General features: G+C 62.8%; 13 protein-coding genes. 3 read left to right on the top strand and 10 right to left on the bottom strand.

The window, feature by feature from the left end:
• The first annotated feature begins 376 nt into the window (after positions 1 to 376).
• Positions 377 to 1408 carry an L-glyceraldehyde 3-phosphate reductase gene (mgrA, locus tag A2J01_RS34580; RefSeq protein ID WP_007733451.1) on the top strand — a complete coding sequence of 344 codons (1032 nt, stop codon included), beginning with the start codon at positions 377 to 379 and terminating at the stop codon, positions 1406 to 1408.
• A gap of 13 nt (positions 1409 to 1421) precedes the next feature.
• On the opposite strand, the gene ppk2 is transcribed toward mgrA, so the two are convergent.
• Entirely contained in the window at positions 1422 to 2387 is a 966-nt protein-coding gene (ppk2, locus tag A2J01_RS34575) for a polyphosphate kinase 2 (protein ID WP_003940295.1), read from the bottom strand.
• Positions 2388 to 2597: 210 nt separating this feature from the next.
• Between ppk2 and A2J01_RS34570 the strand changes: the two genes are divergently transcribed.
• Positions 2598 to 5015 (top strand): lysylphosphatidylglycerol synthase transmembrane domain-containing protein, encoded by a 2418-nt coding sequence (locus A2J01_RS34570; protein ID WP_007733454.1) that lies wholly within the window; start codon positions 2598 to 2600, stop codon positions 5013 to 5015.
• Between the two features lie 9 nt (positions 5016 to 5024).
• Here A2J01_RS34570 and A2J01_RS34565 read toward each other — a convergent pair whose 3' ends face one another.
• The 4 genes from A2J01_RS34565 to A2J01_RS34550 form a co-directional block, all read right to left on the bottom strand.
• Positions 5025 to 5315 (bottom strand): hypothetical protein, encoded by a 291-nt coding sequence (locus tag A2J01_RS34565; RefSeq protein ID WP_064114474.1) that lies wholly within the window; start codon positions 5313 to 5315, stop codon positions 5025 to 5027.
• 11 nt (positions 5316 to 5326) lie between these two features.
• Entirely contained in the window at positions 5327 to 5776 is a 450-nt protein-coding gene (locus tag A2J01_RS34560) for a flavin reductase family protein (RefSeq protein WP_064114473.1), read from the bottom strand.
• Positions 5777 to 5825: 49 nt separating this feature from the next.
• The gene (locus tag A2J01_RS34555) at positions 5826 to 6992 is read right to left on the bottom strand and encodes an LLM class flavin-dependent oxidoreductase (protein ID WP_064114472.1); all 1167 of its coding nucleotides are present in this window, start codon (positions 6990 to 6992) and stop codon (positions 5826 to 5828) included.
• A gap of 94 nt (positions 6993 to 7086) precedes the next feature.
• Positions 7087 to 7896: a helix-turn-helix transcriptional regulator gene (locus tag A2J01_RS34550; protein ID WP_007733461.1), complete on the bottom strand. Its 810-nt coding sequence runs from the start codon at positions 7894 to 7896 to the stop codon at positions 7087 to 7089.
• An 85-nt stretch (positions 7897 to 7981) separates the two neighbouring features.
• Here A2J01_RS34550 and A2J01_RS34545 point away from each other — a divergent pair, with 85 nt between their 5' ends.
• Entirely contained in the window at positions 7982 to 9193 is a 1212-nt protein-coding gene (locus tag A2J01_RS34545; RefSeq protein WP_064114471.1) for a low temperature requirement protein A, read from the top strand.
• 10 nt (positions 9194 to 9203) lie between these two features.
• Here the strand turns inward: A2J01_RS34545 and A2J01_RS34540 are convergent, their stop codons facing one another.
• The 5 genes from A2J01_RS34540 to A2J01_RS34520 form a co-directional block, all read right to left on the bottom strand.
• Positions 9204 to 10442: a helix-turn-helix domain-containing protein gene (locus A2J01_RS34540; RefSeq protein ID WP_007733463.1), complete on the bottom strand. Its 1239-nt coding sequence runs from the start codon at positions 10440 to 10442 to the stop codon at positions 9204 to 9206.
• 106 nt (positions 10443 to 10548) lie between these two features.
• Entirely contained in the window at positions 10549 to 11946 is a 1398-nt protein-coding gene (gene lpdA, locus A2J01_RS34535; protein ID WP_047270927.1) for a dihydrolipoyl dehydrogenase, read from the bottom strand.
• 6 nt (positions 11947 to 11952) lie between these two features.
• A complete protein-coding gene (locus A2J01_RS34530; RefSeq protein ID WP_064114470.1) occupies positions 11953 to 13470 on the bottom strand; it encodes a 2-oxo acid dehydrogenase subunit E2 in 1518 nt (505 codons plus the stop codon).
• A gap of 2 nt (positions 13471 to 13472) precedes the next feature.
• The gene (locus tag A2J01_RS34525; RefSeq protein WP_064114469.1) at positions 13473 to 14522 is read right to left on the bottom strand and encodes an alpha-ketoacid dehydrogenase subunit beta; all 1050 of its coding nucleotides are present in this window, start codon (positions 14520 to 14522) and stop codon (positions 13473 to 13475) included.
• Between the two features lie 10 nt (positions 14523 to 14532).
• On the bottom strand, positions 14533 to 14906 hold a 374-nt coding region (locus A2J01_RS34520), incomplete at its 5' end, for a thiamine pyrophosphate-dependent enzyme (RefSeq protein WP_269455353.1).

Raw genomic sequence — 14906 nt, 5'->3', positions numbered from 1 at the left:
CGACGCTCTCGTCTGCGGATGATTGTGCGTGCACTACGGACTGCGTCGACATAGATCTCCTCACCGGACCCCGGATCCGGCTGCTGGGCAACATGTTCGAAGCGAATCGGCGATCGGTATCGCCGATCGACTGTGACCATGGTAACCGCGATTCCTTACCGTTCCCTTAGATGCGAGCCCAGACGTGGTCGACGTCACCGCCGCCCGGCACTGTGACTCGAACCTGAACATCGGTCCAAAAGATCGATCGAATTGCTTTAAACCGCAATCATTTTGACTGACACACCTCCAGCGGCCGGCACACCTGAGCGCCGTCGGCGATAATGGTCGGGAGTGAACGCTCAACCGCAAACACAACGATGTGAAGGCAGGCACCATGTCCGATCAGTACGTCGCCGCGCAGGACCGCTACGAAGCCATGCCGTACCGCCGAACCGGTCGGAGCGGTCTCAAACTCCCGGCCATCTCGCTGGGCCTCTGGCACAACTTCGGCGACGACGTACCGATCGAGAACCAGCGCGCAGTTCTGCGGCGGGCATTCGATCTCGGAATCACCCACTTCGATCTTGCGAACAACTACGGACCCCCGTACGGAAGCGCCGAGACGAACTTCGGCAGGATCCTGCGTGAGGATTTCTCTTCGTACCGCGAGGAATTGGTCATCTCGTCCAAAGCCGGCTGGGACATGTGGCCCGGCCCCTACGGATTCGGTGGGTCCCGCAAGTATTTGCTGTCGTCCCTCGATCAGTCGCTCGGACGACTCGGCGTCGACTATGTCGACATCTTCTACAGCCATCGCCCTGACGCCGAAACTCCGATCGACGAGACCGCAGGCGCCCTGATCAGCGCTGTCCAGCAGGGCAAGGCCCTGTACGCGGGTATCAGTTCGTACTCGCCGGAGCGCACCCGTGAAATCGCCGCACTGCTCGCCGCTGCGGGGGTTCCGCTCTTGATCCACCAGCCGAGCTATTCGATGCTGAACCGCTGGATAGAGCAGGACCTGCTGTCGGCTGTCGACGATCTCGGCGTCGGCGTCATCGCGTTCTCACCACTCGCTCAAGGCATGCTCACCGATCGCTATCTGAACGGCGTCCCCGAGGATTCCCGTGCAGCTCAAGGTAAGTCACTGGATCCGTCGTGGTTGACCGACGATGCTCTCACCCACATCCGCGCGCTCAACGACATCGCGGCAGACCGCGGCCAGTCGCTGGCTCAGCTGGCACTGAGCTGGGCACTCCGCGATTCGCGGGTCACCTCGGTACTGATCGGTGCGTCCAGTGTCGCCCAACTCGAAGCCAACGTCGGCGCGCTCGACAATCTCGAATTCAGCGCAGCCGAACTGGCCTCCATAGATCAGCACGCCAAGGACAGCGGCATCAATCTGTGGGCAGAGGCCAGTTCGATCTGAGCGATCACCTGCGCTAGAGCTGAGGCAACTCCACGTTCACGTGCTCGCCCTCTTCGAATACCGCCGACGCCGGCCCGACGATCAAGGGATCCGGAGTACCGACAGCCCGGTGATCCTTGTTGGGATAGTCGAAGCTGGCGAGCACGTGACGCATCGCCTCGAGGCGAGCGCGCTTCTTGTCGTTGCTCTTGATCACCGTCCAGGGCGCATCCCCGGTATCGGTGTAGAAGAACATGGCTTCCTTGGCCTGGGTGTAGTCGTCCCACTTGTCGAGCGAAGCCAGATCGGTCGGTGAGAGCTTCCACTGACGCACCGGGTCCGTTCGGCGGGCCGCGAACCGCGCCAACTGCTCTTCGCGGCTGACCGAGAACCACAGCTTGTGCAGATGAATCCCGGAGTTGACGAGCATCCGCTCGAAGTCCGGGGTCTCTCTCATGAACTCGAGATACTGCGTCGGCGTGCAGTAACCCATCACTCGTTCGACGCCGGCGCGGTTGTACCAGGACCGGTCCATCATCACAATCTCGCCGCCGCTGGGTAGGTGTGCGACATAGCGTTGGAAATACCACTGCGTCCGCTCGATGTCGGTGGGCTTCTCGAGCGCGACCACGCGGGCTCCACGGGGATTGAGATGCTCGGTGAATCTCTTGATCGACCCGCCCTTACCGGCAGCATCGCGACCTTCGAAGATGATGAGCACCTTCTGACCGGTTTCCTTGACCCACAACTGCAGCTTGAGCAGCTCGATCTGCAGACGCCGCTTCTTCCGCTCGTACTCGCGGCGCGACATCTTCTTCTCGTAGGGGTAACCCTGCTTCCAGGCATCCGCGAACTCCGAAGGCTCCAGCACGCCGAGCTTGTGCTTGAGACTCGACAGCTCGTCGATCTCGGCCGCGTAATCCTCGGTGACGGAAATTCTGGTCGACGGGGTCGGCAGGTCAGGAACCCGACCGTCCACACCGCTGGCGTCGGGGCTCATGAATACGCACTCCCTGTCGTCGAAATGAACGAACGTCCGGAAAGTGAATTTTACGCGCCGAAGCCCTCTCCCGCGGGTCCGAAGAGAATGTTGCTTGGCATCGAGGAGGTAACGACAGGTCCGGCTTCCCAGTCGCCGAACCCTCACGCGGTACCTTGATCGAGGTAACTGAGACGGTCGGTAACCCCGAGAGAAGAGAGTTCTGGCGAGATGCGAGTAGACGGACGGGAGATCCCGGTAACGGGAAGCCTCCTGCCACCACTGCACCGCCGTACGAGCGACATCATGCGGGTTGCGATCGCTGCTGTGCTGCTCGGCGGCGTGATCGCGGGATCTCTGATCACTCGAAGTCAGTGGGACGCCCTCGAAACGTCGGTGTCCAACATCGTCGGTGTTCTCTCGCCGAGCCTGTCCGACACTGTGTACCTGCTCTACGGCATCGCAATTCTGGCGCTACCGTTCGCCATCCTGATCGGCCTGATCGTCGGGCGCCGGTGGAAGTTGCTGGCCGGATACGCCGCCGCCGGCCTGTGCGCCGGTGTCGCGCTGTCCTTCACCGGAACAGGCCTGGCGGCACCGAAATGGCACCTCGACGTGCCGGACCGACTCGACGCCACCTTCCTGTCTCAATTCCTCGACGATCCGCGATGGATCGCGATGCTCGCGGCGGTGCTCACCGTCTCGGGCCCGTGGCTTCCGAAGAAGTGGCGACGAGCCTGGTGGACGCTGCTTCTGCTCTTCGCTCCCATCCATCTGATCGTCAGCTCGATCGTTCCCGCACGATCGATGCTGGGTCTCGCCGTCGGTTACCTGATCGGCGCGGTGATCGTTCTCGCCGTCGGCACCCCTGCCCTCGAAGTGCCATTGGACTCGGCAGTACGCGTACTCGCGCGGCGCGGTTACCGCGTCACCGCATTTCGCGTCGTGAGTCCCTCGGGAATCGGGCCTCTTGTCATGTCCGCAGCCATCGACCAAGCACCGGACGACGAACCTTTCGACGAACTCGTCGTCGAGTTGTACGGACAGAACCAGCGAAGCAGCGGAGCAATTCGACAGACGTTCCGTTGGATCTCGTTCCGGAACCGTGAAACTCCGCCGCCCTACGGATCACTTCGTCGCGCCGTCGAACACCGAGCGCTCATGGGTATCGCGTTCGCCGACATCGGTCTGGCCAGTTCCAAGGCCGTCGCAATCTCGGTACTCGATCGCGGGTGGGAGATGTACGCGCGCCCGAGTCCTCGTGGCATCCCCCTTGCCGTCGCCGTCGAGAACCAGGCGGGCGAGGAAGAATCCACCAAACTGATCGACGCGCTGTGGCAAACACTGCATACCGCTCACGTGCACCAGATGGCGCACGGCGACCTGCGCGCTTCCGAAATTCGTGTCGAAGGCGGAACCATCCTCTTCGGCGGGTACGCGTACTCCGAATTCGGCGCCACCGAAGTTCAGATGCAGTCCGACAACGCACAACTTCTCTTCGCCACCGCATCATTGTTCGGGGTCGATGCAGCGGTGGACGCCGCGATTCGAGCGCAAGGCGCAGACACGATTCTCGCCGCCTCCGGCCGATTGACCACCGCTGCATTACCCAACCGAATTCGGCGGACGGTCACGGATTCCGCGAAACTGATGACCGAGATCCGAGACGAGGTCGGTGCCAAGAACGGGATCGAAAAGGTCGCTCCCGCACAGGTCACCCGATTCAGTCGCAACCAGCTGATCCAGCTCGTTCTGCTCATCGGTCTGGTCTACGTCGCCTACCCCTTCATCAGCCAGGTCCCCGCGTTCATCACCGAACTGAAGACGGCCAACTGGTGGTGGGCACTGCTCGGCCTCGGCGTCTCCGCACTGACGTACGTCGGCGCGGCAGCGGCCCTGTGGGCCTGTGCGTCGTCGATGGTCAGTTACCGCAACCTCTTGATCATGCAGGTGGCCAACACCTTTGCGGCGACGACAACTCCGGCCGGAGTCGGCGGGCTCGCGCTGAGCGTGCGGTTCCTGCAGAAGGGCGGGCTCGGTACCGTCCGCGCAACGGCCGCAGTCGCGCTGCAACAGACGGTTCAGGTGGTCACCCACGTCGGCTTGCTGATCTTCTTCTCGATCGTCGCCGGACGTGATACGAACCTCTCGCACTTCATCCCGGGATCCACTGTTCTGTACCTGGCGGGCGGCGTAGCGCTCGGAGTTCTCGGTGCATTCATGTTCATTCCGAAACTCCGTGGGTGGCTGCGCGACGATCTGCGTCCTCAGATCACCGAGGTGTTGGGTGAACTGAGCCAACTCGCGCGAAACCCGACCCGCTTCCTCATCATCGTGGGCGGCAGCGCCGCAACAACTCTCGGTGCCGCCCTGGCTCTGTGGGCGAGCGTCGAAGCATTCGGCGGCGGAACGACGTTCATCACCGTCACCATCGTTACGATGATCGGTGGGACGCTCGCCTCGGCGGCTCCGACACCGGGTGGCGTCGGAGCCGTCGAGGCCGCCCTCATCGGTGGTCTGTCCGCATTCGGACTGCCGGCAAGCATCGCGGTCCCGTCGGTCCTGCTCTACCGAGTGCTGACCTGCTGGCTCCCTGTGTTCTGCGGTTGGCCGACGCTGCGATGGCTGCAGAAGAACGACATGGTCTGAGCCGTTCCGCTACCTCTGGCGAACGACGTGAGCCTGCAGTGCTTCGCCGTCCTCGTCCACCCAGCCTTTGCTCTGGGCGTAGTCGACCATCGCGGCAACACCTTCGACGTCCGTGGTGCTCTCGCGAACGCGGGCTACCGAGATGAATGCACTACCACCGCTGACGTATCCGTAATCCTGAAGGCGCAAGAGTTCGTCCAGTTCGGCTTCGGAGATGTCGGCACTCACCTCGACGTGAAAGGCCTTCAGGTTGTCCACATCGTGGATGCTGACGCGGCCGTCGTCCACCAGTACATACATGGCTCTCCTTCCTAGAGCACTGACGTCGGTGCGTGCGTACCGAATACACGCCGGTGGTAGGTCAGTGGATTCGACTCGCGGTGCTCGACCTCGTCCACCGATCCTGTCACGATCTTGTGATCACCACCGTCCACGACGGCATCAACGGTGCACGCGATCCAGATGGATACGTCCGGCAGTCTCGGAACACCGAGATGCTCCGCCCACTCGACACCGTCGAACTTCGCACGGCCCTTCCTCGCAAAGGCAACCGCCAGTGAGCTTTGCGCGGTCCCGAGGACATTGATCGCGAACCTCCGCGTTCCTTCGATGAGGCCGAGAACTTCCGACTGTCGATCCAGAGCCACCGCGGTCATCGGCGGGTCCATCGACAACGACATGAATGCGCTGACCGTCGTGCCGTGCGGCCGGTCGCCGTCCATTGCCGTGACGACGGCGACCGGTGAGAACACGTGCGCCATGGCTTCTCGAAAACGCAACGCCCGGTTGCCCTGTGGGACATTCACGATGTCAGCCCTTGTCTGCCAACTCTTGTGCGTACTTCTTCGTCATGTGGTCGACGGCGTCGAGTTGCGCCTTTGCATGCCCTCCCCTGACAGCGCGCGCGTGAGCTGCCGCGTCGAGCGTCGCCTGCGCCTGCCCTTGGAAGTGCGGAAAGACCTCCTGCGCGAACAACTCTGCCGAACGTCGGGTGTCCTGCGGGTTCGCCCAATCGTGACCCATCTGCAGCATGCAGCCGAAACCACCGGACTGGTCCCACAGCCGTTGTACCTGACGTCTGGCCTGCTCCGGTGTGCCGATGACACCGATCCCGGCCTCGTTGATGAAGTCGATCATCTCGCTCAGACGCGCACCGGAGACCGCCATCTGAGGGAAGGCCGCGACGTGCTGGAAATAGTCGAACCACTCCTCGATGCCGTACTCGACCTGCTTGCGTGCTTCCGCCTCGGTTTCGGCGATGTGGAAAGGTCCGGCAAGAGACCACTGCCGACGATCCACCGTCGTCCCGTTGACCTCAGCGCGTTCCTCCATCACATTCCAGTGGTGCGCCAAGGCGTCGAAACCGTCGGCGGACAAGGTTGCTCCGATGGAGAGCAGACCGAGACCGTGCGTACCGGCCAGGCGAGGTCCTGTCGGGGAGGCCACTGCGGCCACGGTGATTTCGATGCCGTTCTCCGAGTACGGAGCGAGCTGCAGCTTGGCGTCGTACAGCTCGTGGGTTCGTGTCTTCGCGGAAACCGTCTCGCCACGAAGAAGGCGCACGACGATGTCGAGGTTCTCCTGCAACAACTCTCGGGTGTCCGTCGGGTTCAGACCGATCATCGCCGAGTCGGTGGGCAACGAACCGGGCCCGACTCCGAAGATGGTGCGCCCCTGAGTCAGGTGATCCAACTGCATGATTCGATCCGCTGCCCACAGCGGGTTGTGATACGACAACGACGTGACACCCGTGCCGAAACGAATCCGAGGTGCGCGCTGCGAGGCTGCAGCGATCATGATTTCCGGCGACGCGATGATCTCGCTTCCGGCAGAGTGATGCTCACCGAACCACGCCTCGTCGTAGCCCAACCGGTCGAGGTACTCGACCAGTTCGAGATCACGCTGCAGTGCGGCGGTGGGATTGCGTCCGGGGACGTGGAACGGTGCCATGAAATACCCGAAACGAAGCCTACTCATGAGTTCTCCTAGTGCTGTGGGCCAACTCCTGGCCGTGCACCGAAAACGCTATCCGTGCCGTGACCGCGGTCACAGTGCACGAAAGTGGACAATCTCAAGCGCGTTGATCGGCAAGTTTCTGCGCGTAGACCAACTTCACGAACTCGGCACGGTTGCGAACGCGCAGAAGAGCAAGGATGCGGCTTACATACTTCTTCACCGTGTCCGGACTCAGCGACAGGATCACCGCGATCTCGTCGTTGGTATGGCCGTCCGCCAACAACTCCGCGAGATCGATCTGCCGGGGCGTCAGCTTCTCTCGCCATCCCGGCTCGCGTTGCCCGGGCAGCGTCTGACACAACAGCGACAATTGCTTGCCCAGAATGCCCAAGCCCACGATGTCGCGCCCCGACAGATCCTTGCCTTCTGAATCGAAAATCCCCACCAGACCGTGACCGCCGTGGGCCAACTGGAGATGCATCACCGACGCGCTGTGAAGGCGTTTGCGATAGAGGAAATCTCGCAGGTACGTCGCCGACTGTGAAGGGACGTCGGCCAACTGAGTGTGCGTGATGGCGGGAGATGCCAACAGCGTTGCCCGCGATTGCGCCGTCGCAAAAACGTCGTCGAGGTACCAGTGCGCTTGGTACTCGTCGAGGATCGGCGTGATCCGCCCGGTCGTCACCGGATCCGGGTCGGCGAAAGCCGTCGTGAAGGTCGGGCCGGCAAGGAAGGTGGTGTTGGGACAGCGGTAGTGATCATGGAGCGCGACCATGAGGAGATCCTTGAGCTGATCGAGCGTTCTCGCGGCCGAGCAGTAGTCGAAGACAGCGAAGACACGGTCGTAGTCCGCAGCGGACAGAGCGACGTCACCGCTACCGTGCACGTCGACCACCTCACCCGAACTATGATCCAGATCACTCATCGGACAGCATATGCATTACTTCGAGAGAACGGACAACTTCGCCGCCTACCAGCACTGTTGATGCCGATAGCCGATACTGAGCTGTATGTCGGAACTCGGAAATGAACCAGACTCGAAGCAGAAGGCGGTGCTCGAGCGACACGCGTCATGGATCGAATTGTTCTTCGACCTCGTCGTGGTTGCCGGTATCGGTCAGCTGGCTCACCTGCTCCACGGTTCGCCGTCGTGGTCGGATGTCGCGCTCTACGCGTTGCTCTATCTCGCGTTCTGGACCGCGTGGGCGACGTTCACGATGTACGGCAACGTTGCCGGTGACCGTGTCCGGATCCCGAGCATGCTGATCGCCATGTTCGGACTGGCCGTCATGATGGCGGCCGTGGCCGGCATCCACGACAACCATGCGCTGGCCTTCGCTGTCGCCTACGTGGCCGTACGTCTGCTGGCGAGTCGGGTGTGGCACAACGGCCAGATAGTCGTGGACTGGCCGATCGCCCAGATGTCTCTCGGTGTGATCCCGTGGATCGTCTCGTTCTGGTTCGAGGGCGAAACTCGGTTCTGGCTCTGGACCGCCGGTGTGACCATCGACCTGCTGATCATGTTCGTCGTCTCCGGCAGCGCGATCATGGAAGACGCGCAGGAAAAGCTCGACCGCATCATCAAGGTTCGGGGGTTCAAGGACGACCGGATGCCCGAACTCGAAGCCCTGCACTCCGATCGGGCTCACCTTGCCGAGCGCTTGGGCCTGTACGTCATCATCGTGCTGGGCGAGGGTGTGATCCTCGTGATTTCTGCGGCCTCGAAGCTCACCTGGGACTCGACGGTGGTCAGCCTCGCAGTCGGATCGTTTGTCCTGCTCTCGGGCATGTGGGCTCTCTCGCTTCTCTACGGCCACGCCGGTGTTCCGCACCTGCAGGCCGAGAAGTTTCCCGCTCGCATCGACATGGCGCTGCACTGTTTCACCACCGGCGCTATCGCGGTTCTGGTCGCAGGGCTCGGAGCGGCAACCGAACACGGCGCGGAGCACACGCCCGCGAACCTGCGGTGGTTGTTGTGCGGAAGCATCGCAGTCTATTTCGGAATCAGCCTGGTGGCAGGGCTGTTCGCGCGATCGGACCGACGGTGGCTGCTCGGCTGGGCGCTCCCGTGCACCGCCATCCCCATCGTCATGGGCATCGTCGGCACGCACATGAGCGCCACGTGGATCATCTGGGTGCTGGTGGCCACCGTGACCTGGCAGAACGGCTACGAGTACGCGCAGGTGCGGCGTTCGCGCCGCTCTGCTGTGCGCCTTTATTAACCCCCCGCGGTTAATAAAGGCGCACAGCAGGGGCGGTTTTTACCCTCACCGCCGGGTCGAAGCGATAGGGCTGAGCCAACAGGATTCCGGCCAATCGCTTACGCAACCTCGACATCTCGGCCCGGACGGTCACCGTCTTGCGCGGATCGCCGAACAACTGTGAGGCGAGCTGCGCGGCCGTGAGGCCCTCGGGCGCCTGTGTCAGAGCCACGAGGATCTGCGAATGGCGCGGGCTGAGGTCGATACTCCAGCTCCCCATTGCCGAGGAGTACCGCAATTCCATCGCATTCGGATCTTGCACATCCAATTCGACTTCTGCACAAACCGTTCCGGACGCCGGATCCATCTGAGGGCGGACGAGCCAACCACCCGGAAGCGGCTCGCACATACATAGTCCGAGCGACGGGAGCCAATGCTCGCCGCTGCTCATCACTTTCGGCAGTGCGATTCTGTAGATCGGCGCCATCGAGTCCACCGCCGCGACCCAGCCACTGCGGTCCACGACCACTGTCGGCTGACTCGCACGAGCCAGCGTCGATGCCGAGATCATCCGGAGCTGATCCAATCCGATTCGATGCTTCTCCCGCAGTGCGGATTCCGCCAGCCTGGCCACACTGTCCACCAGAGCGAGAGTCGACGGGTGGACCGTGTCTGCTGCGCCGGCGACGTTCACGACGGCGATGGCCCGGCGACTACGCGGATCTCGAACCGTCGCCCCGGAGCAGGTCCACGGATGCTGCGAGCGCGAGTAGTGCTCGGCCGAGAACACCTGCACTGCCGAACCTGATGCCAAGGAAGTGCCGATCCCGTTGGTACCAACAGCTTCCTCGGTCCACGACGCACCCTCGATCATCCCGAGCCGTTCGGCCCGATCCAGCATTCGACTGGACCCGTGTCGCCAGAGGATACGTCCGTAGCGGTCCGCCACCACGATCAGATTCGCGTCGTCCGGGCCGACGAGTGGTGCCAGACCGTGCACCGCCTCGCCGAAGATCTCCGCCATGCCGGCTGCGCGTCTGCCTTCTTCGATCTCGGATTCGCGGCCCGTCTCGGTGATCGAGCACCGGTCCGGATCGAGTCCGAGCGCACGCAAACGCGACCACGAATTCGCGATGACGGAGCGCGGACGCGCAGGCGGCTTGCGTCCCGACATCGTTGCTTCGTACACGGATTCGAGAACACGTGCGTACTGCGCCGGGTCTTCACCACTGGCCAGGGCCGGTTCGAGTCGATTCGTTTCGCCGATCACACTCCAGTCCTATGTGACGGGGTCTTCGAAAGCGAGCGTTGCACCCGGTTGCAGAGTTGTTCGCGTGCGTGAACGAAAGGACGGCGTTCACGCACGCGAACGGTACTCACGCGTTGAGGGGTCTCCCCAGCGCCGAGAGCACAGACTCGTGCATTGCCTCCGAGAGCGTCGGATGAGCAAACACGACCTCGGCGAGATCCTCGCCGGTGGCTTCGAGGGATCGAGCGATCCCGAAACCCTGAATCTGCTCGGTCACATCCGGACCGACCATGTGCGCGCCGAGAAGTTCCCCGGTATCGGCGTCGAAGATCGTCTTGACGAAGCCTTCGGCCTCGCCGATCGCCAGTGCCTTGCCGTTCGCCTGCAGGTCGAAGTGTCCGACCCGCAGCGCGCGACCAGTACCGGCGCACTGCTTCTCCGTCAGACCCAGGCTCGCCACCTGTGGGCGGGCATACGTGCATCCCGGAACGTAGTCGCGATCGAGCGGATGAACGTCGGGCACGCCTGCCAACTTTTCGACGCACAGGACAGCTTCGTGGCTTGCCTTGTGCGCCAGACATGGAGCGCCCGCGACGTCACCGATCGCATAGATCCCGAAAGCGCTGGTACGGCACCACTGGTCGGTGACGATCGCACCGCGCTCGATCTCGACGCCCAGAGCCTCCAACCCCAGATCCTCGACGTTGCCGGTGATTCCGGCCGCCACCAACACCCGGTCCACGGTCAACGACTCGACACCGTCGCTCGTCTGCACATTCACCTGGACGGCGTCGTCGCCGACGGTCACCGCCGACACCGAGGCTCCGGTGTGAATCGTGATGCCACGCTTCTCGAACTGCTTGCGAACGAAGGCCGAGATCTCTTCGTCCTCGACCGGCATGATGTGTGGTGCCATCTCGACGATGGTCACCTCGGTTCCGAGATCGCGGTACAGGCTGGCGAATTCGACTCCGATCGCGCCGGACCCGATCACGAGCAGCGACTTCGGCAGTTCCTTCGGGACGAGCGCGTCGAAGTAGGTCCACACCCGATCACCGTCGGGGGCAACGCCGGGAATCGAACGCGGCCGGGCACCGGTTGCAATGACCACGTGGTCGGCTCGATACGTCTGTCCTCCCACGGATACGACGCCTTTGTCCACCAACTTCGCGGCGCCTGAGATGACGTCGACGCCGTTCTTCTTCATCAGATAGGCAACACCGCCGGACAACCTCTCCGAAACCCCTCGGCTGAACGACACCAACTTCGAGATGTCGAACTGGACAGACGCCGAACTGAATCCGTATGTGTCGAGTTCACTCAAGGTATGCGCGACGTCCGCGCCGTGCAGCATCGCCTTGGTGGGGATACAACCCCAGTTGAGGCAGATACCTCCGAGGCGATCACGTTCTACCAGCGCGACGCTCAACCCCAACTGGGCAGCCCGGATCGCCGCCACGTAACCACCGGGGCCGCCACCGATGACAAGAACGTCGTACTTATGCGACGTATTGTTTTCCACCACAGCCCCTTACACCAACATCAGCGCGGGAGAAGCGACAAAGCGCTGGAGCTCCCGAAGGAAGGTCGCACCCAGGGCTCCGTCGATAACCCGGTGATCGCACGAGAGGGTCACGGTCATCACGGTCCGGGCAGAAACACTGTCACCGACCACCACCGCGCGCTTCTCCCCCGCACCTACGGCAAGGATCGCTCCCTGGGGCGGATTGATGATCGCGTCGAATGCCTTGATCCCGAACATGCCGAGGTTGGACACCGTGAAGGTTCCGCCCTGGAATTCTTCGGGACGAAGTTTGCCGGTCTTCGCCTTGGTGGCCAACGAGAGCACCTCACCCGAGATGTCCGCCAACGACTTGGTATTCGCGCTACGCACGATGGGCGTGATCAGCCCGGTCGGAAGTGCAACTGCCACCGAGACATCCGCCGACGCGAATCGAAGAACCGATTCGTTCGCGGCATCGAACTGGACGTTCACGTCCGGCACCTTCATCAGTGCAGCGGCGCAAGCCTTCACGATGAAGTCGTTGACCGACAGCTTGACCGCCGGGACGGTCGAATTGATCTCCTTGCGCAGAGCGAGAAGCGCATCGAGCTCGAGGTCTGCGGTGAGCCGGAAATGGGGTGCCTGCTGCTTGGACGCCTGCAACCTACCGGCGATTGCCGATCGCATGGGGGTGAAAGGAATTGTGTCGTACTCGGGTTCGGCCGCAACAGATTCGGTCTCAGCCGCCGCCTCGGGCCGGAGCTGCGCGGAACGAGCGGCGTCGTGCACGTCGGCGACGCAGACGCGCCCCCGCGAACCCGTCGGACGACAGTCATGCAGGTTGACCCCCAGTGATCGGGCAGTTCTGCGTGCGACCGGGGTGGCAGGCACGGCACTGTCGTCGGCGGTCGATCGCAGCGGGAGGCCGGATCTCGCGGCCGGCACTACCGGCGCAACAGTGCCACCGGCGTCACGAATCGCGTCGTCGATGTCGCGGACACTGATCCGCCCGAGGGGACCGGTACCCACTACGGCGGCGAGATCGATTCCGAGCGATTCCGCACGTCGGAGTGCGCGAGGACTCGCAAACACATCGTCCTGCGTCGTGCCTTGCAGAACGCTCGGTACGACGGTGGAACCGGTTGGTACAGGTTTCGCTGCAAGAACCACCTTCGCAGCCGGTGTAGCCGCAGGTGTCACGGGAGCCGCCGGCGCAGCAGCTGGTGACGGTGCCGGCTCTTCCGCCGGCGCGGTTGCGCCGCGGGCGGCGAGGAACTGCTCGATCTCCGCATCCGTCGCGGACGCATCGGCGGATACACCGATCACGGCGCCGACGGGCAGAGTCTGCCCAGGCGTGCCGACGATCTTGCGGAGAACACCGTCGAACGGCGCCTCGAGCTCGTTGGTGATCTTGCTGGTCTCGATCTCACAGATCAACTGGCCCTTGGTGAACGAGTCACCTTCCCCGATGAGCCAGGCGTTGACCAACCCCTCCTCCATGGAGAGCCCCCATTTGGGGATGTCGATAGCTTTGATGTCAGCCATGATCAGGCTCTCACCAGCTTGCGAACCGACTCTTCGATGCGCGCCGCGTCAGGCAGCCAGGCAGTTTCGAGGGTTGGGGAGAACGGAACCGGCGTGTGCGGCGGCGTGATCAGTTCGATCGGCGCTTTCAGGTAGTTGAATCCCTTGGTGGCGATCAGCGCGGCTACGTCGTGCCCGAAACCGCAGCGGGCGGCGGATTCGTCGACGATCACGACCCTTCCAGTCGATGCGACGGATTCGAGGATGCCGTCCTCGTCCAATGGTGAGACGGTACGAGGATCGACAACCTCGACCGAAATACCCTCGGCGGCCAGCTTGTCTGCTACGTCGTTGGCGCGGTTCACCATTGCGGACAACGCGATGATCGTGACGTCGTCGCCCTGCCTGGTGTAGTTGGCGACGCCGAACGGAATCGCGTACGGCTCGTCCGGCACTTCGTCCTTGAGGTCGTAGAGAACCTTGTGCTCACAGAAGACGACGGGATCGTCGTCCCGGATGGCTTGGATGAAAAGGCCTTTGGCGTCGTAGGCATTGGACGGAGCGACTACCTTCAGACCAGGCACCGCCGCGAACACGTTGTACGGAGACTGAGAGTGCTGCGCAGCGGCGGAGAAGCCTGCGCCGATCATGCCTCGCACCACCAGCGGGGTTCTGGCCTTGCCACCGAACATGTAGCGGAACTTGGCAGCCTGGTTGTAGAGCGCGTCGTAGGAGACTCCGAAGAAGTCCATGAACATCAGCTCGGCGACCGGCCTCAGTCCGGTCAGTGCGGCTCCGGCAGCCATTCCGATGATCGCGGATTCGGTGATCGGGGTATCGATTACACGCTCCGATCCGAACTCCGTCCACAATCCCTTGGTGACACCCAGGACACCGCCAAATGCCTCGATCTTCTTCGTCTCCAGATCGGGATTGGTACCGGCATGCCCACCCCGTACGTCCTCACCGATGAGAACGACGCTCGGGTCGCGTTGCATTTCTTGGGCGATGGCCTCTTTGACGGCCTCGCGGTAGGTCTTCTTCGACACGTTCTCGGCTTCCACGCTTGTCATCTCGGGCTCCTCAGTACGACACGTAGACATCGGTCAGCAGATTCTCGACGGGTGGATACGCCGCGGCACGCGCCTTCGCTACCGCCTCGTCCACCAGCACTCGCGACTGCTCGTCCACCGCGTCCAGATCAGCGGTGCTGACCTTCTTCACATCCACGCTGCTACGGAAATTCTTGAGCGGATCCTTGGTTTCCCTTAGTTGCGCAACCTGTTCCGCCGTGCGGTACAGCTGCGCGTCACCCTCGAAGTGGCCGTGCCAACGGAATGCCGCCGCCTCGATCGTGGTGGGGCCACCGCCGGTCCTGGCGCGCTCCGATGCTTCCGCCATCGCGTCGTAGACCGCGAAGAAGTCGGTGCCGTCCACCTTGACGGCAGGCATTCCGA

Source organism: Rhodococcus sp. EPR-134 (assembly GCF_001647205.1).
Lineage (GTDB): Bacteria > Actinomycetota > Actinomycetes > Mycobacteriales > Mycobacteriaceae > Rhodococcus_F > Rhodococcus_F qingshengii.
Note: the sequence above shows the minus strand (reverse complement) of the source record. Positions and strands in the feature narration are given on the sequence as shown.

Bases quoted from the DNA above. Each gene is read 5' to 3' on its own strand.
- A2J01_RS34570 (WP_007733454.1), top strand. From the start codon at position 2,598: ATGCGAGTAGACGGACGGGAGATCCCGGTAACGGGAAGCCTCCTGCCA.
- A2J01_RS34555 (WP_064114472.1), bottom strand. From the start codon at position 6,992: ATGAGTAGGCTTCGTTTCGGGTATTTCATGGCACCGTTCCACGTCCCC.
- A2J01_RS34565 (WP_064114474.1), bottom strand. From the start codon at position 5,315: ATGTATGTACTGGTGGACGACGGCCGCGTCAGCATCCACGATGTGGAC.
- A2J01_RS34530 (WP_064114470.1), bottom strand. From the start codon at position 13,470: ATGGCTGACATCAAAGCTATCGACATCCCCAAATGGGGGCTCTCCATG.
- A2J01_RS34560 (WP_064114473.1), bottom strand. From the start codon at position 5,776: ATGGCGCACGTGTTCTCACCGGTCGCCGTCGTCACGGCAATGGACGGC.
- ppk2 (WP_003940295.1), bottom strand. From the start codon at position 2,387: ATGAGCCCCGACGCCAGCGGTGTGGACGGTCGGGTTCCTGACCTGCCG.
- A2J01_RS34550 (WP_007733461.1), bottom strand. From the start codon at position 7,896: ATGAGTGATCTGGATCATAGTTCGGGTGAGGTGGTCGACGTGCACGGT.
- mgrA (WP_007733451.1), top strand. From the start codon at position 377: ATGTCCGATCAGTACGTCGCCGCGCAGGACCGCTACGAAGCCATGCCG.
- A2J01_RS34525 (WP_064114469.1), bottom strand. From the start codon at position 14,522: ATGACAAGCGTGGAAGCCGAGAACGTGTCGAAGAAGACCTACCGCGAG.
- A2J01_RS34545 (WP_064114471.1), top strand. From the start codon at position 7,982: ATGTCGGAACTCGGAAATGAACCAGACTCGAAGCAGAAGGCGGTGCTC.